This is a genomic window from Pseudomonas sp. S2_E02, from assembly GCF_054668355.1.
The window spans coordinates 3,941,090-3,964,090 of record NZ_CP162761.1 but is presented as its reverse complement, the minus strand read 5'-3'; the positions used below and the strand labels follow the sequence as shown (position 1 = coordinate 3,964,090).

General features: G+C 60.3%; 22 protein-coding genes and 1 pseudogene. 12 read left to right on the top strand and 11 right to left on the bottom strand.

Features of this window, described 5'->3' with window-relative positions; all coding sequences use genetic code 11:
- Positions 1–14: 14 nt before the first annotated feature.
- The 6 genes from AB4O01_RS17850 (at position 15) to fdhA (ending at position 7,831) form a co-directional block, all read left to right on the top strand.
- A complete protein-coding gene (locus tag AB4O01_RS17850; protein WP_034155011.1) occupies positions 15–1,265 on the top strand; it encodes a sarcosine oxidase subunit beta in 1,251 nt (416 codons plus the stop codon).
- Between the two features lie 14 nt (positions 1,266–1,279).
- Positions 1,280–1,609 (top strand): sarcosine oxidase subunit delta, encoded by a 330-nt coding sequence (locus AB4O01_RS17845; RefSeq protein ID WP_007913119.1) that lies wholly within the window; start codon positions 1,280–1,282, stop codon positions 1,607–1,609.
- Positions 1,606–4,623 carry a sarcosine oxidase subunit alpha gene (locus AB4O01_RS17840; RefSeq protein WP_414927146.1) on the top strand — a complete coding sequence of 1,006 codons (3,018 nt, stop codon included), beginning with the start codon at positions 1,606–1,608 and terminating at the stop codon, positions 4,621–4,623. The genes AB4O01_RS17845 and AB4O01_RS17840 overlap by 4 nt, the downstream gene beginning before the upstream one ends.
- Positions 4,624–4,755: 132 nt before the next feature.
- Positions 4,756–5,388: a sarcosine oxidase subunit gamma gene (locus tag AB4O01_RS17835; RefSeq protein ID WP_008086919.1), complete on the top strand. Its 633-nt coding sequence runs from the start codon at positions 4,756–4,758 to the stop codon at positions 5,386–5,388.
- A 212-nt stretch (positions 5,389–5,600) separates the two neighbouring features.
- Positions 5,601–6,458, top strand: coding sequence for a formyltetrahydrofolate deformylase (gene purU, locus AB4O01_RS17830; RefSeq protein WP_064589552.1), 858 nt, complete (start codon positions 5,601–5,603; stop codon positions 6,456–6,458).
- 173 nt (positions 6,459–6,631) lie between these two features.
- A complete protein-coding gene (gene fdhA, locus AB4O01_RS17825; protein ID WP_093429915.1) occupies positions 6,632–7,831 on the top strand; it encodes a formaldehyde dehydrogenase, glutathione-independent in 1,200 nt (399 codons plus the stop codon).
- A 77-nt stretch (positions 7,832–7,908) separates the two neighbouring features.
- Here the strand turns inward: fdhA and AB4O01_RS17820 are convergent, their stop codons facing one another.
- Together AB4O01_RS17820 and AB4O01_RS17815 are read right to left on the bottom strand one after the other, a co-directional pair.
- Positions 7,909–8,121 carry a cold-shock protein gene (locus tag AB4O01_RS17820; protein ID WP_460089127.1) on the bottom strand — a complete coding sequence of 71 codons (213 nt, stop codon included), beginning with the start codon at positions 8,119–8,121 and terminating at the stop codon, positions 7,909–7,911.
- Positions 8,122–8,175: 54 nt separating this feature from the next.
- The gene (locus tag AB4O01_RS17815) at positions 8,176–8,382 is read right to left on the bottom strand and encodes a hypothetical protein (protein ID WP_460089126.1); all 207 of its coding nucleotides are present in this window, start codon (positions 8,380–8,382) and stop codon (positions 8,176–8,178) included.
- A 241-nt stretch (positions 8,383–8,623) separates the two neighbouring features.
- On the opposite strand from AB4O01_RS17815, the pseudogene AB4O01_RS17810 reads away from it, so the two are divergent.
- Positions 8,624–8,696 (top strand): annotated as a pseudogene (locus tag AB4O01_RS17810) (hypothetical protein); the annotation flags it as partial.
- 247 nt (positions 8,697–8,943) lie between these two features.
- Here the strand turns inward: AB4O01_RS17810 and AB4O01_RS17805 are convergent.
- Positions 8,944–9,618 carry an anti-sigma factor gene (locus AB4O01_RS17805; RefSeq protein ID WP_460089125.1) on the bottom strand — a complete coding sequence of 225 codons (675 nt, stop codon included), beginning with the start codon at positions 9,616–9,618 and terminating at the stop codon, positions 8,944–8,946.
- Positions 9,615–10,250 (bottom strand): sigma-70 family RNA polymerase sigma factor, encoded by a 636-nt coding sequence (locus tag AB4O01_RS17800; RefSeq protein ID WP_460089124.1) that lies wholly within the window; start codon positions 10,248–10,250, stop codon positions 9,615–9,617. Before AB4O01_RS17800 ends, AB4O01_RS17805 begins: the two co-directional genes overlap by 4 nt.
- A gap of 150 nt (positions 10,251–10,400) precedes the next feature.
- On the opposite strand from AB4O01_RS17800, the gene AB4O01_RS17795 reads away from it, so the two are divergent.
- On the top strand, positions 10,401–10,958 hold the full coding sequence (locus AB4O01_RS17795) for a DUF2780 domain-containing protein (protein ID WP_099757364.1): 558 nt from the start codon (positions 10,401–10,403) through the stop codon (positions 10,956–10,958).
- A gap of 1 nt (position 10,959) precedes the next feature.
- On the opposite strand, the gene AB4O01_RS17790 is transcribed toward AB4O01_RS17795, so the two are convergent.
- Positions 10,960–11,847, bottom strand: a complete 888-nt coding sequence (locus AB4O01_RS17790; RefSeq protein ID WP_099757363.1) for an acyltransferase — start codon at positions 11,845–11,847, stop codon at positions 10,960–10,962.
- A gap of 257 nt (positions 11,848–12,104) precedes the next feature.
- Between AB4O01_RS17790 and rloA2 the strand changes: the two genes are divergently transcribed.
- The 4 genes from rloA2 (at position 12,105) to creD (ending at position 16,326) form a co-directional block, all read left to right on the top strand.
- Positions 12,105–12,608, top strand: coding sequence for a retropepsin-like aspartic peptidase RloA2 (rloA2, locus tag AB4O01_RS17785; protein WP_007909997.1), 504 nt, complete (start codon positions 12,105–12,107; stop codon positions 12,606–12,608).
- Positions 12,609–12,681: 73 nt separating this feature from the next.
- Positions 12,682–13,362 (top strand): two-component system response regulator CreB, encoded by a 681-nt coding sequence (gene creB, locus AB4O01_RS17780; protein WP_414927150.1) that lies wholly within the window; start codon positions 12,682–12,684, stop codon positions 13,360–13,362.
- Positions 13,362–14,780 carry a two-component system sensor histidine kinase CreC gene (creC, locus tag AB4O01_RS17775; protein ID WP_460089123.1) on the top strand — a complete coding sequence of 473 codons (1,419 nt, stop codon included), beginning with the start codon at positions 13,362–13,364 and terminating at the stop codon, positions 14,778–14,780. Before creB ends, creC begins: the two co-directional genes overlap by 1 nt.
- Before the next feature lie 175 nt (positions 14,781–14,955).
- The gene (creD, locus tag AB4O01_RS17770; RefSeq protein ID WP_099757360.1) at positions 14,956–16,326 is read left to right on the top strand and encodes a cell envelope integrity protein CreD; all 1,371 of its coding nucleotides are present in this window, start codon (positions 14,956–14,958) and stop codon (positions 16,324–16,326) included.
- Between the two features lie 208 nt (positions 16,327–16,534).
- Here creD and AB4O01_RS17765 read toward each other — a convergent pair whose 3' ends face one another.
- The 6 genes from AB4O01_RS17765 to AB4O01_RS17740 all read right to left on the bottom strand — a co-directional run bounded on the left by AB4O01_RS17765 (position 16,535) and on the right by AB4O01_RS17740 (position 22,830).
- Complete coding sequence (locus tag AB4O01_RS17765; RefSeq protein ID WP_093429925.1) at positions 16,535–17,164, bottom strand: glutathione S-transferase; 630 nt, start codon at positions 17,162–17,164, stop codon at positions 16,535–16,537.
- A gap of 176 nt (positions 17,165–17,340) precedes the next feature.
- Positions 17,341–17,520, bottom strand: a complete 180-nt coding sequence (locus AB4O01_RS17760; RefSeq protein WP_016772844.1) for a hypothetical protein — start codon at positions 17,518–17,520, stop codon at positions 17,341–17,343.
- A complete protein-coding gene (locus AB4O01_RS17755) occupies positions 17,517–18,647 on the bottom strand; it encodes a PepSY-associated TM helix domain-containing protein (RefSeq protein WP_116254363.1) in 1,131 nt (376 codons plus the stop codon). Before AB4O01_RS17755 ends, AB4O01_RS17760 begins: the two co-directional genes overlap by 4 nt.
- A 74-nt stretch (positions 18,648–18,721) precedes the next feature.
- Entirely contained in the window at positions 18,722–21,148 is a 2,427-nt protein-coding gene (locus tag AB4O01_RS17750) for a TonB-dependent siderophore receptor (RefSeq protein WP_460089122.1), read from the bottom strand.
- Positions 21,149–21,382: 234 nt separating this feature from the next.
- Positions 21,383–22,357, bottom strand: coding sequence for a FecR domain-containing protein (locus AB4O01_RS17745; protein WP_414927153.1), 975 nt, complete (start codon positions 22,355–22,357; stop codon positions 21,383–21,385).
- A complete protein-coding gene (locus tag AB4O01_RS17740; protein WP_189661312.1) occupies positions 22,354–22,830 on the bottom strand; it encodes an RNA polymerase sigma factor in 477 nt (158 codons plus the stop codon). The genes AB4O01_RS17745 and AB4O01_RS17740 overlap by 4 nt, the downstream gene beginning before the upstream one ends.
- Between the last annotated feature and the right edge of the window lie 171 nt (positions 22,831–23,001).

The window sequence follows — 23,001 nt, the reverse complement described above, 5'->3', positions numbered from 1 at the left end:
TGGAGTAAATGACTATGCAACGCTATTCGGGCTTCGGCCTCTTCAAACACTCCCTCAGCCACCACGAAAACTGGCAGCGCATGTGGCGCACGCCAACGCCGAAGAAGGTCTACGACGTGGTCATCGTCGGCGGCGGCGGGCACGGTCTGGCGACGGCTTACTACTTGGCCAAAGAACACGGCATCACCAACGTCGCCGTGGTCGAGAAGGGCTGGCTGGGCGGCGGTAACACCGCGCGCAACACCACCATCGTGCGGTCCAACTACCTGTGGGACGAGTCGGCGCACCTCTACGAACACGCGATGAAATTGTGGGAAGGCCTGTCGCAGGATCTCAACTACAACGTGATGTTCTCCCAGCGTGGCGTCTACAACCTGTGCCACACCCTGCAGGACATCCGTGATTCCGAGCGTCGGGTCAGCGCCAACCGCCTCAATGGCGTCGATGGCGAACTGCTCAACGCCAAGCAAGTCGCTGACGAGATTCCGTACCTCGACTGCTCGAAAAACACTCGCTACCCAGTGTTGGGCGCGACTGTTCAGCGTCGCGGCGGCGTTGCCCGTCACGATGCCGTGGCCTGGGGCTTTGCCCGTGCCGCTGACGCCCTCGGTGTCGACTTGATCCAGCAGACCGAAGTGATCGGCTTCCGCAAGGAAAACGGCGTGTGCATCGGTGTCGAAACCAACAAGGGTTTCATTGGCGCCAAGCGCGTCGGTGTGGTCACGGCCGGTAACTCCGGGCACATGGCCAAACTCGCCGGTTTCCGTCTGCCGATCGAATCCCACCCGCTGCAAGCGCTGGTGTCCGAGCCGATCAAGCCGATTATCGACAGCGTGATCATGTCCAACGCGGTGCACGGTTACATCAGCCAGTCTGACAAGGGCGATCTGGTGATCGGCGCCGGTATCGACGGCTACAACGGCTACGGCCAGCGCGGTTCGTATCCGGTGATCGAGCACACCATCCAGGCCATCGTCGAGATGTTCCCGGTGCTGTCGCGGGTACGCATGAACCGGCAGTGGGGCGGCATCGTCGACACCACGCCGGACGCTTGCCCGATCATTTCGAAAACCCCGGTCCCGAACATGTTCTTCAACTGCGGTTGGGGCACCGGCGGCTTCAAGGCCACACCTGGCTCGGGCAACGTGTTTGCTGCGAGTCTGGCCAAGGGTGAAATGCACCCGTTGGCCGCCCCGTTTTCCATCGACCGTTTCCACAACGGCGCACTCATCGACGAACACGGCGCTGCTGCCGTCGCCCACTAACAGGAGAAATCCCCATGTTGCATATCTTCTGTCCTCACTGCGGCGAACTGCGCTCCGAAGAGGAATTCCACGCATCCGGTCAGGCGCACATTCCGCGCCCGCTCGACCCTGGCGCGTGCACCGACGAGGAGTGGGGCGACTACATGTTCTTCCGCGATAACCCGCGCGGTCTGCACCACGAACTGTGGGATCACGTTGCCGGTTGCCGCCAGTACTTCAACGTCACCCGCGACACCGTGACCTACGAGATTCTCGAAACCTACAAGATCGGCACCAAGCCGCAATTCACCGACAAGGCTGATTCGGCGAAAACAGCCACGACGGCGCTGGGAGAGAAGGTATGAGCCAGACCAATCGCCTGTCCAACGGTGGACGGATCGACCGCAACAAAGTGCTGAGCTTCACCTTCAACGGTCAGAGCTACAAAGGCTTCGAGGGTGACTCGCTGGCCGCCGCACTGATCGCCAACGGCGTCGACATCATTGGCCGCAGCTTCAAGTATTCGCGTCCTCGCGGGATCTTCGCCGCCGGTGCCGAAGAGCCGAACGCGGTGCTGCAGATCGGTGCTACCGAAGCCACGCAGATTCCCAACGTGCGCGCCACGCAACAGGCGCTGTATCAAGGTCTGGTTGCGACCAGCACCAACGGCTGGCCGAGCGTCAACAACGACATGATGGGTATTCTCGGCAAGGTCGGCGGCAAGCTGATGCCGCCGGGTTTCTACTACAAAACCTTTATGTACCCGCAATCGTTCTGGATGACCTACGAGAAGTACATTCGTAAGGCTGCCGGTCTGGGCCGTTCGCCGACCGAGAACGATCCGGACACCTACGACTACATGAACCAGCACTGCGACGTGCTGATCGTCGGCGCTGGCCCGGCCGGTCTCGCCGCTGCCTTGGCCGCTGCGCGCAGCGGTGCCCGAGTGATTCTTGCCGATGAGCAGGAAGAGTTCGGCGGCAGCCTGCTCGATTCCCGCGAAAGCCTCGACGGCAAACCGGCGATGGACTGGGTAGCCAGCGTCATCACTGAACTGAAGAACACCCCGGACGTGCTGCTGTTGCCGCGCGCCACGGTCAACGGTTACCACGACCACAACTTTCTGACCATTCACGAACGCCTCACCGATCACCTCGGTGACCGTGCGCCAATCGGTCAGGTGCGTCAGCGTATTCACCGTGTCCGCGCCAAGCGTGTCGTGCTGGCGACCGGTGCTTGCGAACGTCCGCTGGTTTACGGCAACAACGACGTGCCGGGCAACATGCTTGCCGGTGCGGTGTCGACTTACGTGCGTCGCTACGGTGTGGCACCGGGCAAGAAGCTTGTCCTCAGCACCAACAACGATCACGCCTACCGCGTTGCTCTGGATTGGCTCGACGCCAGTCTGCAAGTGGTGGCCATCGCCGATGCGCGCAGCAATCCGCGTGGTGCGCTGGTAGAAGAAGCGCGCGCCAAAGGCATCCGCATCCTCACCGGCAGCGCCGTGATCGAAGCCCGTGGCAGCAAGCGCGTCACCGCTGCTCGTATTGCCGCGATCGATGTCAAAGCGCACGCCGTGACCAGCCCGGGCGAATGGCTCGACTGCGATGTGATCGCCAGTTCCGGCGGTTACAGCCCGGTCGTTCACTTGGCCTCGCACCTCGGTGGCAAGCCGACCTGGCGTGAAGACATCCTCGGTTTCGTACCGGGCGAAGCACCGCAGAAGCGCGTGTGCGTTGGTGGCATCAACGGCGTGTACGGTCTCGGCGATTCGCTGGCTGACGGTTTTGAAGGTGGCGTGCGCGCTGCCGCTGAAGCCGGTTTCCAAACCGTCGAAGGCGTGCTGCCAAAAGCCCTGAGTCGTCTCGAAGAGCCGACGCTGGCGCTGTTCCAAGTGCCGCATGAAAAGAACACCGCACGGGCGCCGAAGCAATTCGTCGACCTGCAAAACGACGTGACCGCCGCCGCCATCGAACTGGCAACCCGCGAAGGTTTCGAGTCGGTCGAGCACGTTAAACGCTACACCGCACTGGGCTTCGGCACTGATCAGGGCAAGCTCGGCAATGTCAACGGTCTGGCCATCGCGGCCCGCTCGCTGAACGTGACCATCCCGCAGATGGGCACCACCATGTTCCGTCCGAACTACACGCCGGTGACTTTCGGCGCCGTGGCCGGTCGTCATTGCGGGCACATCTTCGAACCGGTTCGTCACACCGCGCTGCATGCCTGGCATGTGAAGAACGGTGCCGAGTTTGAAGACGTCGGTCAGTGGAAGCGTCCATGGTACTTCCCGAAAAACGGTGAAGACCTGCATGCCGCCGTGAAGCGCGAATGCAAAGCCGTGCGCGACAGCGTCGGCCTGCTCGACGCCTCGACCCTCGGCAAGATCGACATTCAAGGCCCGGATGCCCGCGAGTTCCTCAACCGCGTGTACACCAACGCCTGGACCAAACTCGACGTGGGCAAGGCCCGCTACGGTTTGATGTGCAAAGAAGACGGCATGGTCTTCGACGACGGTGTGACGGCGTGCCTGGCGGACAACCATTTCGTCATGACCACCACCACCGGCGGCGCGGCGCGCGTGCTGCAGTGGCTGGAGCTGTACCACCAGACCGAATGGCCGGACATGAAGGTTTACTTCACCTCCGTGACTGACCACTGGGCGACCATGACCCTGTCCGGGCCGAACAGCCGCAAGCTGCTCAGCGCCGTGACCGACATTGATCTGAGCAACGAAGCCTTCCCGTTCATGACCTGGAAAGAAGGTCTGGTCGGCGGTGTGCCGGCGCGGGTGTTCCGCATTTCGTTCACCGGTGAGTTGTCGTACGAAGTCAACGTGCAGGCCGACTATGCGATGGGCGTGCTGGAGAAAATCGTCGAGGCTGGCAAGCAGTACAACCTGACCCCGTACGGCACTGAAACCATGCACGTCCTGCGTGCCGAGAAGGGCTTCATCATTGTCGGTCAGGACACGGACGGCTCGATGACCCCGGACGACTTGAATATGGGCTGGTGTGTGGGTCGCACCAAACCGTTCTCGTGGATCGGCCAGCGTGGGATGAACCGTGAAGATTGCGTGAAGGATCAGCGTAAGCAGTTGGTCGGCTTGAAACCGATCGATCCGAACGTGTGGCTGCCGGAAGGTGCGCAACTGGTGTTCAACACCAAGCAGGCGATCCCGATGACCATGGTCGGCCACGTGACGTCCAGCTACGCGCACAACTCCCTCGGTTATTCGTTTGCCATGGGTGTGGTCAAGGGCGGTCTGAAGCGCATGGGTGAGCGGGTGTTTGCCCCGCTGGCCGATGGCAGCGTGATCGAGGCGGAGATTGTTTCTTCGGTGTTCTTCGATCCGAAGGGTGATCGCCAGAACATCTGACACTGATCGTTCCCACGCTCTGCGTGGGAATGCATCCCGGGACGCTCCGCGTCCCAAGAGCGGACGCAGAGCGTCCATGGCGGCATTCCCACGCAGAGCGTGGGAACGATCAAGAATTCAGGAAGGTGCTTTATGACCACAGCCAATGTTTACCAACAACGCCCAACCACCGGCGCCAAGGCCGAGTCGTCGCTGCACCATGCCGACCTCGCCAGCCTGGTCGGCAAGGGCCGCAAGAACGCCGGCGTGATCGTGCGGGAAAAGAAACTCCTCGGCCACCTGACCATTCGTGGCGATGGCCACGATGCTGCGTTCGCCGCCGGTGTGCACAAGGCCCTGGGTATCGAACTGCCCGGCGCTCTGAGCGTGATCGTCAAAGGTGAAACCAGCCTGCAATGGATGGGCCCGGACGAGTGGCTGCTGATCGTGCCAAGCGGTGAAGAATTCGCCGCCGAACAGAAACTGCGTGAAGCCCTGGGCGATCTGCACATCGCGATCGTCAATGTCAGCGGCGGCCAGCAAGTGCTCGAACTGAGCGGGCCGAACGTGCGTCAGGTGCTGATGAAGTCCACCAGCTACGACGTGCACCCGAACAATTTCCCGGTGGGTAAAGCGGTCGGCACGGTATTCGCCAAGTCGCAACTGATGATTCGCCACACGGCCGAAGACACCTGGGAATTGCTGATCCGTCGCAGCTTCTCGGATTACTGGTGGTTGTGGTTGCAGGATGCTTCGGCTGAGTACGGGTTGAGCGTTCAGGCCTGAAAGATCAAAAGCTACCCCCTCACCCCAGCCCTCTCCCCCAGGGGGAGAGGGGGAAGGGAGCAGATTTGTGTGTTTTTCGAGCCTGAGTTCGACGCGATATTTCAGGTCGGCGTAGCTCGAAACAACACCTCGGTCAGTCCCCTCTCCCTCTGGGAGAGGGCTAGGGTGAGGGAAAACCTGACACCCCGCACAAGAACAGGAGTCACCGCACCATGAGCCGCGCCCCAGACACATGGATTCTGACCGCCGACTGCCCCAGCGTCCTCGGCACGGTGGACGCGGTCACGCGTTTTCTGTTCGAGCAGGGCTGCTACGTCACCGAGCACCACTCGTTCGATGACCGCCTCTCCGGGCGTTTCTTCATCCGCGTGGAATTCCGTCAACCCGACGGTTTCGACGAGCAATCCTTCCGCGCGGGTTTAGCCGAACGTGGTCAGGCCTTCGGCATGGTCTTCGAATTGACCGCGCCGAACTACCGGCCGAAAGTGGTGATCATGGTCTCCAAGGCCGATCACTGCCTCAACGACTTGCTCTACCGCCAGCGCATCGGCCAGTTGTCGATGGATGTGGCGGCGGTGGTGTCCAACCATCCGGATCTCAAGCCATTGGCTGACTGGCACCAGATTCCCTACTACCATTTCCCCCTCGACCCCAACGACAAACCGTCGCAGGAACGTCAGGTGTGGCAGGTGATCGAAGAGTCCGGCGCTGAACTGGTGATCCTCGCCCGCTATATGCAGGTGCTGTCGCCGGAGTTGTGCCGCAAGCTCGATGGCAAGGCGATCAACATTCATCACTCGCTGCTGCCGGGTTTCAAGGGCGCCAAGCCGTATCACCAGGCCTACAACAAGGGCGTGAAACTGGTGGGCGCGACGGCGCATTACATCAATAACGACCTCGATGAAGGGCCGATCATTGCTCAAGGCGTCGAGGCGGTGGATCACAGTCATTACCCTGAGGATCTGATTGCCAAGGGGCGCGATATTGAAGGCCTGACACTGGCCCGTGCTGTTGGATATCACATCGAAAGAAGGGTTTTCCTCAACGCCAATCGCACGGTCGTTCTTTAGATCGCTTTCGCGAGCAAGCTCGCTCCCACATTGGAACGCATACCCCTGTGGGAGCGAGCTTGCTCGCGAAGAGGCCATAACAGGCAACACATAAACAGCATCTGTACCCGAGCACTTAACGCGCTGCCTGCCTGGGCAACGCGGTTCCATAAAAACAACAGCGAGGTGAAAGCATGTCTGGCAATCGTGGTGTGGTGTATCTCGGCGCTGGCAAGGTCGAAGTACAGAAAATCGACTATCCGAAAATGCAGGACCCGCGCGGTCGCAAGATCGAGCACGGGGTCATTCTCAAAGTGGTTTCCACCAACATCTGCGGCTCCGACCAACACATGGTGCGCGGCCGTACCACGGCGCAAACCGGTCTGGTGCTGGGGCACGAGATCACCGGCGAGGTGATCGAAAAAGGCTCCGACGTCGAAAACCTGAAAATCGGTGACTTGGTCTCCGTACCGTTCAACGTCGCTTGCGGGCGCTGCCGTTCCTGCAAAGAGCAACACACAGGCGTGTGCCTGACCGTCAACCCCGCTCGTGCTGGCGGTGCTTACGGTTATGTCGACATGGGCGACTGGACCGGTGGCCAGGCCGAATACGTGCTGGTGCCATACGCCGACTTCAACCTGCTGAAATTGCCGGACCGCGACAAGGCCATGGAGAAAATCCGCGACCTGACCTGCCTCTCCGACATCCTCCCTACCGGTTACCACGGCGCCGTCACTGCCGGCGTTGGCCCGGGCAGCACCGTTTACATTGCCGGCGCCGGCCCGGTCGGTCTGGCCGCAGCCGCTTCCGCGCGTCTGCTCGGTGCGGCGGTGGTGATCGTCGGCGACGTCAACACCATCCGCCTGGCCCACGCCAAGGCGCAGGGTTTTGAAATCGTCGACCTGTCCAAGGACACGCCGCTGCACGAACAGATCGCCGCACTGCTGGGCGAACCGGAAGTGGATTGTGCAGTGGACTGCGTCGGTTTCGAAGCGCGCGGCCATGGCCACGACGGCGTAAAAGCCGAGGCCCCGGCCACCGTGCTCAACTCACTGATGGGTGTGGTGCGCGTAGCCGGCAAGATCGGTATCCCCGGCCTGTACGTCACCGAAGATCCGGGTGCTGTCGATGCCGCTGCGAAAATGGGCAGCCTGAGCATTCGCTTCGGCCTGGGCTGGGCCAAGTCGCACAGCTTCCACACCGGCCAGACCCCAGTGATGAAGTACAACCGCCAACTGATGCAGGCGATCATGTGGGATCGCATCAACATTGCTGAAGTGGTAGGCGTGCAGGTGATCAGCCTCGATCAGGCGCCGGAAGGTTACGGCGAGTTCGATGCGGGCGTGCCGAAGAAGTTTGTGATTGATCCGCATAAGTTGTTCAGTGCAGCGTAACATTTCGAAGGCAATGTAAATCGGCGCCATGAGGCGCCGGTTTTCATTGAGGGGAGCACAAGTGTTCCGATTTTGGATCAGAGGATCTGAACTTCTTCAGCTTGCATTCCCTTCTGTCCTTTTGCAGCGATGAAACTAACCTCCTGTCCTTCTTTCAAAGACTTGAAGCCGTCAGCTTGTATAGCCTTGAAGTGAACAAAAAGATCGTCACCACCGTTATCTGGAGTAATAAAGCCAAATCCCTTTTCATCGTTGAACCATTTGACTTTACCCTTTTCTCTGTTTGCCATTTCCGTATTTCCTGTTTCGTTGATTGGTTAAATATTTATACAACTGCGAAGACTTTAGGGCGTTTGGATTTGGCCCTTGTCCAGGGCCAGTTTTATGTCCACTGCGTAGTACTGACCGTTATCCCCGCGCACAAGGTCATAAGTAACCTTCTGCCCCGCTTTGATGTATTTGATGATCGGATCGTCCGGGCTGATGCAAAAGATGATCGGCGGGACATCTGATTCGAGCAGTTGATCGCGCGGACTGCATTGCTTCTCCATCACTGTATCTCCCGTTGAATGACCGTTAATTGCACCTCGCTGTCTTCGAACAATTGACACACCAGCAGCCTATTCCAGCCCGGATCGCTAGACACCTGTCAGATCTGACAGGTGTCTAGTTCTTTTTGAAATATTGATTTTCACGACAAGCAATTAACGACCTAAAAAGATCTCAGCCCTCGGGTTGTTTCGCGGATTTGAAGTCTTGCGGGGAGGTCAGCCTCGATCAGGCGTTGGAAGGTATGGCGAGTTCGATACGGGTGTGCCGAAGAAGTTTGTGATTTGATCCGCATAAGTTGTTTAGTGCGGCGTAATGCTTGAGCGCAATACAAAACGGCGGCCTCAGGTTCGTCGTTTTTTGTTGAAATCCAAGGTAAAAAGCTACCCTCATCGGAACGCCGCCCGCCCAGCCCTCTCCCTAAGGGAGAGGGGGAAAGGGAGCAGATTTGCGTTGTTATCGGGCCCGAGTTCGGCTCGGTAATTCAGGTCGATGAAACTCGAGAGAACACCACGGTCAGTCCCCTCTCCCTCTGGGAGAGGGCTAGGGTGAGGGGCTTTGCTTCAAAGGGTCGCCAACGTCCCTTGATACAGCACCGGCCCAGTCGGTTGTCCGGTCGGCGAACCACCTTTCGGCTCAAGACTTACCGCCAGCGCAATCGGTTTGCCGATCAACACCTTCTGCGCCTCGTTCAACTCAACCTTGCCTTTGCCCCCCGCCGGAATGACCCCGAGCGAGATCGGTTTGCCGTCAGCCGGAATCGCCCACAGTTCCAGACTACGATCCGCATCAACCGCCGCCAGCGTCAGCGGCTCAACTTGCAGATAATCCGCATGCGCTTCGACCTTCAGCGCCGGTTGCGCATCGGCGGTCAGCAGGGTGGCGCGGTAGCGGGCGTCGTCGCGGTTGTACAGCGAGCCGAGGAACACCAGCACGGCAATGGAGCAGATCGCAGCGGTGAGTCGCAGCCAGTTCCAGAATGGCCGTTTTTCAGGCACATGCAGAACCTGTGGTTCGATGCGCGAGGTGATGCCGTGCCACACGCGGTCGGGCACCGGATGTTCCGGCAGCGCTTCGGTGAGAGTGGCGAGGCTTTCCTGCCATTGCGCCAGTTCAGCCCTTAATGCCGCGTCATCCAGTAGCAACTGTTCAAAGCGCCGCCGCGCAGGTGCAGACATCAGGCCGATGGCGTAATCGGCAGCGAGGGCGCGGCGCAGGGCAGGGGTCTGGTAGTTCATGATTCAAGGCACCGGCGCAGGCGTTCCATGCCACGGCGAATCCACGATTTGACTGTCCCCAGTGGCGTGGCGAGATGTTCGGCGAGTTCCGTGCACGACAGTCCTTGAAAGTAGGCCACGGTGATTGACTGGCGCTGCATGCTTTCCAGGGTTTCCAGGCAGCGGTTCAACGTCTGAGCCTCACGGGCGCTGTTCAGTTGCTCGTGAGCCGAGGGGCTTTCGTCCGGCAGTGTGTCCTGTTCCAGATCAGTCAGTGGCCTTTCGCGATGTTTGCGCAACTGATCGATGGCCTGATTACGGGTGATGTTGATCATCCAGGTCAGCGGCGCCGACAGATGCGCTTCGTAGCGCGAGGCGTTGTTCCAGATGCGCACGAAGCTTTCCTGCAGCACTTCCTCGGCCAGATCGGTGCGGCCCATAAACCGCAGGGCGACACCATGCAGACGCGGGCCGACGCTGCGGTACAGCGTTTCGAAGGCGCGACGATCGCCCAGTGCACACTGGGCCAACAGCTGGCGCAACTGATCGGTGTCGGCGATGGAAATGACGACTCTCCAGGCAAAGGTAGAGCGACGAGGGCTGGGCTCGGACTGTTCACAGGCTAGTTCAGTGATAGCGGTTGTGCCATTCATCGCGAAGGTGTCCGGGATTTCACGTTTTATATACGCAGGCCGGACGAAAATGGATGCGCCGCGCCGGAACATGCCGGCGGATACCCGGTCAAACCGGCAGTTTCACTGCCCGTTCAACGGGTGGTTTTCACAGCGCAAGAGGATGTCTGAATGAAGATTTCACGCGGTATTGCCTTGGCTTCACTGATGACCCTTGCGGCCAGCCCGGTGTTCGCCGGTTTCAGTCTGGACGACGTGACCAAGGCGGCTTCGAGCATGCAGGGCGGCAATGCTGCCACCGCCGCGGCGCCGACCTCGGAAACCGCCGGTCTGCTGCAAGCCGTCACTGGTCTGGGGGTTACCCCTCAACAAGCCGTCGGCGGCACCAGCGCCATGCTTGGCCTGGCCAAGAACCAGTTGAGCAGCACTGATTATTCACAGTTGGCCAAAGAAGTACCGGGCATCGACAAGCTGTCGGGCGGTGGCGGTAACCTGGCGGCGCTGAGCGGCTTGTTGGGCTCGTCGGGCAAGTCAGCCGGGCTCGAAAACGCGCTGGGCAACGTCAAGGACACCAATGACCTGAACAATGCCTTCGGCGCGCTGGGCATGGACAGTGGCATGGTCGGCCAGTTTGCCCCGGTGCTGCTCAAGTACTTGGGTGATCAGGGCGTCGGCGGCCCGCTGCTGCAAAGCCTCGGCAGCATCTGGGGCGCCGGCACCGGTAGCTGATTCAGCCGCGTTCGCCGCGCAGTTCGGCGATGCGCTGATCCTTCTCGTTCCAGAGCTGGTTGACCCAGCTCTGGACCGTTTGACGAAACGCCGGATTATTCTCGTAATCACCCTGCCACAGCGCCGGGTCGAGTTCGCGGGTCTTGATATCGATGATCACGCGCGGCACGTTGCCGCTGATCAAATCCCAGAAACCCGGGATGTTCGCCTGTGGATAAACCACGGTGACGTCGAGAATCGCATCCAGTTGTTCACCCATCGCCGCCAACACAAATGCCACGCCGCCAGCCTTGGGCTTGAGCAAGTGCTTGAACGGTGATTGCTGCTGTGCGCTTTTCGCGGCGGTGTAGCGGGTGCCTTCCAGATAATTCACCACGGTCACTGGCTGACGCTTGAACAGCTCGCAGGCCTGTTTGGTGATTTCCAGATCCTTGCCGGCCAGCTCCGGATGTTTTGCCAGAAATGCCTTGGTGTAGCGTTTCATGAAGGGGTAATCCAGCGCCCACCACGCCAGTCCGAGAAACGGCACCCAGATCAGTTCTTTCTTGAGGAAGAATTTGAAGAACGGCGTGCGGCGGTTGAGGGTCTGGATCAGCGCCGGAATGTCGACCCACGACTGGTGGTTACTGACCACCAGATACGAAGTGTCACTGCGCAAGTCTTCGCCACCGCGAATGTCCCACTGAGTGGGGATGCACAGGCGGAAAATCAGCTTGTCGATCTCGGCCCAGGTCTCGGCGATCCACATCACCGCCCACGAGGCGTAATCGCGCCAGCGGCCTGGTGCGATCAGTTTGAGCAGAGCAAATACCAGCAACGGCCCGATCAGGATCAGGGTGTTGAGCAACAGCAGCAGGGTGACGAAACAGCCGGTGAGCAGGCGGCGCATAAGCAACTCTTTGCAAACGGATGGGCGCGTCATGATAAGCAGCTTCGCGCGGCAGGCCAAATCGGTGGTGACGAATGTTTCACTTTAGTCGCGTTAACCTGATCGTTCCCACGCTCTGCGTGGTAACGCCGCCCGGGACGCTCCGCGTCCCTGTGACGCAGAGCGTCACTGGATGCATGCCCACGCAGAGCGTGGGAACGATCAAGCGCGCAACGGTCTAAAATCCCGTTGCCCAACCTCTCAAGGAAGCCCCTTACGTGAAATCCCTCCTTGCACTGTTTGCCCTCGTCGCCCTGCCGGTCATGGCCGCCGAGCCGACCCTGTACGGGCGCTATGAATACATCGCGCTGCCGGAAATCGGCGGTGAAGTGCTCAAGGCCAAGATGGACACTGGCGCGCTGACCGCTTCGCTGTCGGCCAAGGACATCGAAACCTTTACCCGCGATGGCGATGAATGGGTGCGTTTCCGCCTCGGCACCAAGGACGCCAGCAACAAGGTCTACGAACACAAGGTCGCGCGGATCAGCAAGATCAAGAGCCGCTCGGATGAAGAGGATGAGGGCGAAAGCACCGAAGTCGCCAAACGTCCGGTGGTCGATCTGGAGCTGTGCCTGGGCAACGTCAAGCGTACCGTCGAGGTCAACCTGACCGATCGCAGCAACTTCAATTATCCGCTGCTGATCGGTGCCAAGGCCTTGCGCGAGTTCGGCGCGGCGGTTAACCCGGCGCGGCGCTTCACGGCGGATAAACCGGACTGCTGAGCCAAGTGGTCTCATTGACGTAACGTCAGGCTTGGGGCACCGTTCGCGCACCTAACCCACGGGCTCGGACGCCATGCCTCATATCCTGATTGTCGAAGACGAAGCGGCGATTGCCGATACGCTGATTTTTGCCCTGCAAGGCGAGGGGTTCGGCACCACGTGGCTGAGCCTCGGCGCGGCGGCGCTGGAGCATCAGCGGCAGACGCCTGCCGATCTGATCATCCTCGACATCGGCCTGCCGGACATCAGCGGCTTCGAGACCTGCAAACAGCTACGTCGCTTCAGCGACGTGCCGGTGCTGTTCCTCAGCGCCCGCGATGCCGAGATTGATCGCGTGGTCGGGCTGGAGATCGGCGCCGACGACTACGTGGTCAAGCCGTTCAGCCCGCGTGAAGTCGCGGCGCGAGTGAAGGCCATCCTTAAACGCATGGCGCCGCGTCCAGTGATTGAAGCCTCTTCGGCGCTGTTTCGCATCGATCCCGAGCGCGTACAAATCAGCTATCGCGGCCAGACGTTAAGCCTGACCCGCCACGAATTCCGCCTGTTGCAATGCCTGCTCGAACAACCCGAACGGGTATTCAGCCGTGAGCAATTGCTCGATGCGCTGGGCGTCGCTGCCGACGCCGGCTACGAGCGCAGCATCGACAGTCATATCAAAAGCGTGCGCGCCAAACTGCGTCTGGTGCGCGCCGACGCCGAGCCGATCCAGACCCATCGCGGCCTCGGTTACAGCTACAGCCCGGGGCACAGCTGATGTCGCTGGGGCTGCGGATCTTTCTGGTGTATGTGCTGTTTGTCGGCCTGACCGGTTATTTCGTGCTCAACACGGTGATGGAAGAAATCCGCCCCGGCGTGCGGCAGTCCACCGAAGAAACCCTGGTCGATACCGCCAACCTGATGGCAGAAATCCTCCGTGATGATTTCAAGGCCGGCACCCTTAGCGAGAACCGCTGGCCCGAGTTGCTGCGCGCCTATGGCGAGCGCCAGCCGCAAGCGACCATCTGGGGCTTGCCGAAAAATCAGGTCAACCACCGTATCTACGTCACCGACGCGAAAGGCATCGTCGTGCTCGATTCCAGTGGTGTCGCGGTCGGTCAGAATTACTCGCGCTGGAACGATGTCTACCTGACCCTGCGTGGCGAGTACGGTGCGCGTTCGAGCCGCAGTGATCCGGATGACGCCAGCTCGTCGGTGATGCACGTCGGCGCGCCAATTCGCGATAACGGCAAGATCATCGGCGTAGTCACCGTGGCCAAGCCCAACAGCTCATTGCAGCCCTATGTCGATCGCACCGAGCGGCGCTTGCTGTTTTACGGCGCCGGGTTGATCGGCCTCGGTCTGCTGTTTGGTGCTTTGTTGTCGTGGTGGCTGAGCCGTGCGCTGCACCGTCTGACCGGTTATGCCCAGGCGGTGAGCGAAGGCCGGCGGGTGGAAGTGCCGCATTACCGTGGTGGTGAACTGGAACAACTGGCTACCGCCGTGGAACAGATGCGCACGCAACTGGAAGGCAAGGCCTACGTCGAGCGTTATGTGCACACGCTGACCCATGAACTGAAAAGTCCGCTGGCGGCGATTCGCGGTGCGGCGGAGTTGCTGCAAGGCGACATGGCGCCGGTTCAGCGTTTGCGGTTTGTCGGCAACATCGACAGCGAAAGTGCGCGGATGCAGCAGTTGATCGAACGGTTGCTCAATCTGGCGCAGGTGGAACAACGTCAGGGCCTTGAAGAGCGGGTCGCCGTGCCGTTGGCCGTGTTGGTCGATGAGTTGCTGCAAGGGCAGGCAGCGCGAATTGAAGGCAAACAGTTGCGCATCGAACAGACGATTGCCGCGGATCTGCTGTTGATTGGCGAGCCGTTTCTGTTGGGTCAGGCGCTGGGCAACTTGCTGGAGAATGCGCTGGATTTCACCCCGGTTGAGGGGCTGCTGCGGTTCAGTGCCGAGCGGGTTGGCGAGCAAATCGAATGTCGATTGTTCAATGAGACGGCGCCGATTCCCGATTACGCTTTGCCGCGGTTGACCGAGCGTTTTTACTCATTGCCGCGCCCGGACAGTGGGCGCAAAAGCACGGGGTTGGGGCTTAACTTCGTTGAAGAAGTGATCAAGTTGCATGGTGGGACGATGCAGATTCGTAATGTTGAAAGCGGTGTTGAGGTGACATTGCGTTTGTCTTGATACCGAGTTGCGGCCATCGCGAGCAGGCTCACTCCTACAGGGGAGCGCATTCCAAATGTAGGAGTGAGCCTGCTCGCGATAGGGCCAGTGAAGTCTCCACACAATCTCCACATTCCCCCCACAAAACCCCCACACCCACTCAGCAGACTCTGCCCATCCAAACAGGGAGAGTCCCATGAACAAGAATCTGACGATAAAGCTCGGCGCCATCGCTCTGCTGATCCTGCTGTTATTGATCCCGCTGCTGATGATCGACGGCGTCATCGACGAGCGCCAACAGCTGCGTGACGGTGTGCTCGAAGACATTGCCCGCAGCTCCAGCTACAGCCAGCAACTGAGCGGCCCGGTGATGGTGGTGCCGTATCGCAAAGTGATTCACAACTGGAAAACCAACGATAAAACCAACCAGCGTTACGACGAACCGAGCGAAGAACGCGGTCGTTTGTACTTCCTGCCGGAGCGTTTCGAACTCGACGGCCAGGTGCAAACCGAACTGCGTGCACGAGGCATTTATGAAGCGCGGTTGTTCCACGCCGATAACCGTATCAACGGCCATTTCTCATTGCCGGCGCAATTGGGCATCAAGGAAGACTTCAGCGACTACCAGTTCGATGCACCGTTTCTCGCGGTCGGTATCAGCGATATTCGCGGTATCGAAAATGCGCTGAAACTCGAGCTCGATGGACAGCGCCTCAATTTCGTTCCAGGTACGCAAGTCGGTTGGCTCGGTGAAGGTGTGCGGGTCACGCTGCCGTTGCTCGACACCAGTAAAACCACGGAACTGAGCTTCGGCTTCGACCTGCGTCTGCAAGGCACCGGTTCATTGCAGGTGCTGCCGGTGGGCAAGAGCAGCAGCGTCAGCCTCACCGCCAACTGGCCGCATCCAAGCTTTGTCGGCAACTTCCTGCCGGGCAAACGTGAAATCAATGATCAAGGTTTCAGCGCCGATTGGCAGACCACGTTTTTCTCCACCAACCTGCAAGACGCCATGAGCCGTTGCGTGAGCAGCAATGATTGCGAGGCGTTCAACGGTCGCAGCTTCGGTGTGAGCTTTATCGATCCGGTGGATCAATATCTGAAGAGTGACCGGGCGATCAAATATGCGCTGCTGTTCATTGTCCTGACGTTCGCTGGTTTCTTCCTGTTCGAAGTGCTCAAGAGTCTGGCCGTGCACCCGGTGCAATACGCGTTGGTCGGTGTGGCGCTGGCGTTCTTTTATCTGTTGTTGCTGTCGTTGTCGGAACACATCGGCTTCGCCCTGGCGTATCTGTTGTCGGCCAGTGCTTGTGTGGTGTTGATCGGGTTTTATGTCTGCCATGTGCTACGCAGTGTGCGTCACGGTTTGAGCTTTTCGGCGGGGCTGGCGGCGTTGTATGGCCTGCTCTATGGCTTGCTGAGTGCCGAGGATTACGCGTTGTTGATGGGCTCGTTGTTGCTGTTCGGTCTGCTCGGTGTGTTCATGGTGCTAACGCGCAAACTGGATTGGTACGGGATTGGGCAGAAGCCGGGCAAGCCGTTGGAGTTTGATGTGGGGGCGATGCAATGAGCCGGGTGGGATTACGTGAAGATCAGCGAGAGGCGGAGGTTTTGGTGACGCTGATTTTTGCAGCGCTACCATCGGAACCGAGGTGGTTCATTCGCGAGCAAGCTCGCTCCCACATTGGATTTATGTCGTTGCATCCATGGCATGAACAACACAATACAACTGTGGGAGCGAGCCTGCTCGCGAAGAGGCCGGAACAAGCGCCGCCGATTTAAGGCTTGGGCATCGTGGCGATCATGGAAGGTCGCTGACTCACTTCAAAGAACCAGTTGGCCAATTGCGGGTTGGCATCACGCCAGCCCAGGTCCGGGAAGCGCAGGTCGAGGTAACCCAGCGCACACGCCACGCTGATCGCTGCCACATCGAAATGGCTGGTCAGCTCGGCAATCGCGTCGCGCTCCAACACAGCGAGGGCGCGGCGGATCTTGTCACGCTGAGCCTCGAGCCATTCGTCCCAATGCTTTTCCGGCGCGCGCAGGACCATTTCATAACGCACCATCACCGACGCATCCATGATCCCGTCGGCCATCGAGGCCAGGGTCAGACGCCGCCAGCGGGCCGCGCCTTCGCGCGGGATCAGCGGATTGCCGACGTGTTGTTGATCGAGGTATTCGAGGATCACACGGCTGTCATGGATGACGTTGCCATCGGCCAGGCGCAGGGCGGGGATCTTGCCCAGCGGGTTGTCGACATTGAGCTCAGCGCTCGGGCTGACCGGGCTGAGCACGCAATCTTGCAAAGAGACGCGATCCTGCTGGCCGGTTTCGTGCAGCAACACCATCACTTTGCGCACGAACGGGGAGAGCGTGTTGTGGTACAGGGTCATGCTGGGGGCGGACATTGGCAGGGTCTCGATCAGAACGATGAGGGAGCAGCATAGCCTGTCAGTGCACGAGCTCAAGCCTTGCGCCGAACCAAATGTAGGAGTGAGCCTGCTCGCGATAGCGTAATAACATTCAATAACTATGTTGACTGACTCGCAGCCATCGCGAGCAGGCTCACTCCTACAAAGGTTTTTCAGCTTCGCGGCAGAAAACCTCGTATCGCCAGAAATGCCGGCACACCCAGCCCAACCCAGCTCAACGCATCCCAAATCCCATCCCCAAGCAGCGCCGCAAACAACCCCGCCGCACTGAGCAACGCAATCACGATCGGCGTGCTGAACACTTTCCAGAAACTCGACTGACGCGGCTTCATGCAGAGGCCTCCGCCGTTTCCAGCACAGGCCTGGCCGCTCTGCGCCGCACCACCCACAAATACACGCCACTGCCGAGCACAATGATCGTCAGCACATCCAGAGTGGCCCAGAGGATTTTCATCGGCATGCCGCCATAGTCACCAAAGTGCAGCGGCTGCGACATGCCCATGGCGTCCATGTACCACGGCCGTTCGGCCACGGCGGTGACCTGCAGCGTGGTCGCATCGATCAGCACCGGCGTCAGCAGATGCGAGGTCAGGTGCGTACCGCCCTTCATGAACACCGAGTAATGGTGTTCGCTGGAAAAGCGTGTGCCGGGGAAGGCAATGAAGTCCGGCTGCATGTCCGGCGCGACTTCGCCAGCGATATCGAGCAAACGTGTGGCCGGTGCCAGATGTGTCAGTGGCGGGGCATCGCGATAAGGTGCGATCAAGGTGTTCAGTGCATCGTTGCGCCAGGCCGCGATCAACAAGTCGGCGCACGCGCTGATCACGCCGGTCACGCCCACCACCAGCGCCCAGGTCAGGGTGACGACACCGATCAGGTTGTGCAGGTCGAGCCAGCGCAGGCGGGTGGATTTGTCCTGACGCACGGTGCCGAACTTCAAGCGGCGCATGAACGGCAGGTACAACACTGTCCCGGATACGATGGCCACGACAAACAGCAGCCCCATGAACGCCAGCAGCAACTTGCCCGGCAGCCCGGCGAACATGTCGACATGCAGGCGCAGGATGAACAGCATCAAGCCGCCATTGGCCGAAGGCGTTTCCAGCGCTTCCCCGGTGCGCGCATCGAGCATGAACGTGTGCGAGGAATTCGGTTCGGTGCCAGCGGTTTTCGCCATGATGGTCAGCACGGCGTTCGGCTCATCGTCATCGAAGCCGAAGTACTGCACGACGTCATCGGGGCGATGCTGTTCGGCGGCCACGACCAGTTGCGCCAGATTCAATCGAGGCGTGTCGGCCGGCATCTCGCGCACTTCGGGTGCGTCGCCGAGCAGGTGCTCGATCTCGTGATGAAAGATCAACGGCAAACCGGTCAGTGCCAGCATCAGCAAAAACACGGTGCAGACCAGGCTGGTCCAGGTGTGGATGAACGACCAGCGGCGAATTGTTTTACTTTTCATTTCATGACCTTCAAAAACACCAAAGCCGTCCACGGAGGACGGCCTGGTCACAGGGCCTGTTTCAGCTCAGACGCTTACCACTTGTAAGTGGCGCTGGCGACGACACTGCGCGTGTCGCCGTAGTAGCAGTAGAAGCTGTCGCAGGTGGAAATGTATTCCTTGTCGAACAGGTTGGTCGCGTTGAGTGCCAGCGACGCGCCTTTGAGGCTGTTGTCCAGGCGGCCGAGGTCGTAATGCACCGAAGCGTCGAACACGGTGTAGGCGTCCGCCTTGCCCAGCCAGGAATTGGCCTTGTCGCCGTAGGTGTTGCCGGTGTAACGCACGCCACCGCCAATGCCGAAGCCGTCGAGCACGCCGGCGTGCCAGGTGTAGTCAGTCCACAGCGACGCTTGCTGGTTCGGCATCAGTTGCAGGCGATTGCCCTTGTCGACGCCATTTTGTACTTCCGATTTGGCCAGGGTGTAGGCAGCGATGACTTTCAGGTTGTCGGTGACGTCGGAAACCGCTTCCAGCTCCAGGCCTTTGACTTTCACTTCGCCGGTCTGGCTGGTGATCGACACGTTGTTGACGAAGGTGTTGACCGAAACGTTCTTCTGAGTGAGGTCGTATACGGCAGCGGTCAGCAGGGTTTTGCTGCCCGGTGGCTGGTACTTGATGCCCAGTTCCCACTGCTTGCCTTCGGTCGGTTTGAGCGAACCGGTCGAGGTGGCGTCGGCGCCTGTGGTCGGCTGGAAGGATTCGGCGTACGACAGGTACGGCACGAAACCGTTGTCGAAGACGTAGCTGAGCGCAGCGTTGCCGCTGAACGCTTTGTCGCGCTGGGTGTTGGTGGCATCGCCCTTGTTGATGAACTGGGTGCTGGTGTGCACCCAGTCTTCACGGCCACCGAGGGTCAGGCGCCACTGGTCGAGGGCCATCTGATCCTGGATGTACAGGCCGGTCTGGTAGGTCTTCTGGTCGTAATCGTAAAACGCGGTGGAGCGCGCTGGACGCACGATCGGCTGACCATAGATCGGCGTGATCACGTTGGTGGTCAGGCCGTCACCGAAGATCGAGGTGTAGTTGGTGTTGCTGCGCTGATGGTCCAGACCCAACAACAGAGTGTGGCGGATATCGCCAGTGGCGAAGTCGGCCTGGAAGTTGTTGTCCACGGCGAACTGGCTGATGTCTTCTTCGACGCTGGTGCTGGTGCGCCCGACGTTGCCTTGATCATCCACTTCGGTGAACGGGTAGGAACCCGGCGTCAGCGACTGGAACGACAGGTCCGACTTGGTGTAGCGCAGGTTCTGCTTGAACTGCCAGACATCGTTCAGACGATGTTCGAAGGCATAGCCCAGCGCGTAGTAGGTGCGATCGTAATATTCCCAGTCCGGATCACCCAGATTCTTGTGGTGGGAAATATCACCGAACGGCGATTTGATCTTGGTGCCCTGCACCGGCAGGAACTGGCTGGTGATGCCGGTATCGTCGCGGGTGAACTGGCTCAGCAGGGTGAGCTTGGTGTCGTCGTCGATGTTCCAGGTCAGACTCGGCGCGATGTTGTAGCGCTTGTTGTCGACGTGATCGACCTGCGTGCCGCTGTCGCGCACCACACCGCTGAGGCCATAGAGAAACTGGCCAGCGTCGTCAATTTTGCCGGTGCTGGCGAAGTTGATCTGACGGTGGTTGTCGCTGCCGTATTGCAACTGGATTTCGCTGCTGGCTTCAGCACTTGGGCGACGGCTGACCATATCCAGCAGGCCGCCCGGTGGCGTCTGGCCGTAAACCGAGGAGGCCGGGCCGCGCAGCAGGGCGAGGCGGTCGAGGTTCCAGGTTTCCTGTTTCGGGTTGGCGTACACGCCTTTTGGCAGCGGCAGGCCGTCGAGGAACTGGGTCGGTTCGAAACCGCGCACACGCAACCAGTCGGCACGGGTGTCGCTGCCGTAGCTGCTGGCGGTGATACCCGGCATGTAGCGTACGGCGTCATCGAGGCTGTGCACGCTGCGGTCGTCCATTTGCTGGCGAGTCGCGACGGAGATCGAACGCGGCGCTTCGACCAGCGCGGTGTCGGTCTTGCTGCCGGCGGCGGTGCGGGTGGCGGTGTAGCCGTCGACCGGGCCCCAGGCGCTTTCGACGTTTTCCACACCGATGACGGAAGTTTCCGGCAGGGCCAACGTCCCTTCAGGCACCGCCACAAGGGTGTAGGTGCCGGTGCTGCTTTGTTCCAGTTGCAGACCGGTGCCACGCAGGGCCGCGCGCAAGGCACCGGCCGCGTCGTACTGGCCGTTGACCGGCGCCGAGGTCTTGCCCGCCGCCAGCGACGGATTCAGCGACAGCGCAATGCCGCCCTGGCTGGCGATCTGGTTCAGGGTGGTCGACAGTGGCGCCGCCGGCAGGTTGTAGGCGCGCACGCTGGACGCTTGTTCAGCGGCGAGCAACGGACTGCTGATCAGCGGCGCGCTGAGCGCGATGGCGACGGCCAGCAGACCGGGGCGCAACAAGGTGTCTAGCGAACGGGACATACGGCGGCTCCTGAATGGAAATATTTCTCAATTGCCTGTGTGCCGGATGAAAAGCAGAAAGTGATAGGGCAGGATGAAAATAATTTCGATTAACTGGAAACAGCCACATTTCTGCGGGCTTGATCGTTCCCACGCTCCGCGTGGGAATGCCTCAATGGACGCTCTGCGTCCGCTTCGGCAGGGACGCAGAGCGTCCCGAGCTGCATTCCCACGCAGAGCGTGGGAACGATCAGGTCAAGGGGAGGAGGGCTCGGCCTTAGCGACTGTGACCCAATACGGCGTATGCCGCTCGATCTGCACCGGCAGGGTCGGCAGCAATGCGCTCAGGGCCTTATCGGTGTCATGCAGCGGGAAGCTACCGGTAATCCGCAGGTCAGCCACGTCCGACGCCACGCCCAGATACCCGCGACGATAACGCCCGAGTTCGTGCACCAGATCGCCCAACCGCGCGTTATCGACCACCAGCATGCCGCGCGTCCAGGCATCGGCGCCGGGATTGAGCGCGACAATCGAGCCCAGCCCGTCACCGCGCAGCAGCACTTGCTGGCCTTCATGGAGAATTTGCTCTTCAGGGTTGGATTGCGGGCGCGCCGCGACCGCCGACTGCAACACACTCAGGCGCGTGCCTTGGTCTTCACGCTTGACCAGGAACCGCGTACCCAGCGCGCGCATGCTGCCTTCGCGGGTTTCGACGATAAAAGGGCGCGCATCGCCATGCCCGGTTTCGACAAGAATTTCGCCTTCCTGCAAGACGATCAACCGGCGCTTCTCATCGAACCGCACATCCACCGCACTGTGGGTGTTCAGATTCAGCACGGTGCCGTCAGCCAGACGCACAGTGCGCTGCTCACCGGTCGCGGTGCGTTGATCGGCGAGCCAGTAATCCAGCGGCAGAAAGCGTTCGCTGGCGAACAGCCCCACACCGACCAGCAGCACAACGCTGGCCAGCCCACTGCCCAGTCTGCGCACCCGGCGGCGAATGCCTTCGCGTGACTGCAGCAAGGCACTGCGGGCCGGACCTTTGGCCACGCTGAAGCGCTGATCGAGCATGCCCAGTTGCCGCCACGCGCGGGCGTGTTCTTCATGGGCCGCATGCCATTTGGCGAATTCCTCGCGCTCCAGCGGGCTGCTCGAATCGAGGGTCAGTTGCCAGGCAATCGCCGCGTCCAGCACATGCGCCGGCACCGGTCTGGAACTGGCCGGGCTCACGTCGGCTCTCCGTACAGCGCGATGTAGCACTGACGAATCCCCTGGGCCAGATACTGGCGCACGCGCGGCACCGAGACGCCGAGCTTGTCGGCGATCTCGGCATGGCTGAGGCCATCGAGGCGGTTATAAAGGAAAGCGGCGCGGGCCTTGGTCGACAGTTTGCCGAGCAAGCGGTCGATGGCTTTGAGGTCTTCGAGGATCATTTGCTGTTCTTCCACCGACGGTTGTTCGCCTTCGGGGATCAGCATCAGTTCGGTGAGATAGGCCTGTTCCAGCGCCGCACGGCGGAAGTAGTCGAACAGCAAGCCTTTGGCGATCGCCACCAGAAAGGCGCGTGGCTCGCGCGGTGTCAGCATGTCGTCGCGACCGAGCAGGCGGACGAAGGTGTCCTGACTGAGGTCTTCGGCACGTTGCGGGCAGGCCACATTGCGCCGCAGCCACGCCAGCAGCCAACCGCGATGGTCACGATACATCGCACCGACGAGCTCACTGTTAGGGCTTGGGACTGACGACACCGGACATCACCGATTGGGAAATATTAACTAACGCGAATTGTTCGCGATTGTGGCAGAGGTGGGAATGGTTAGCAATTGGCCACTGGTCAGGTGGGCGTTAAAGGCTGGCCCTCACCCTAGCCCTCTCCC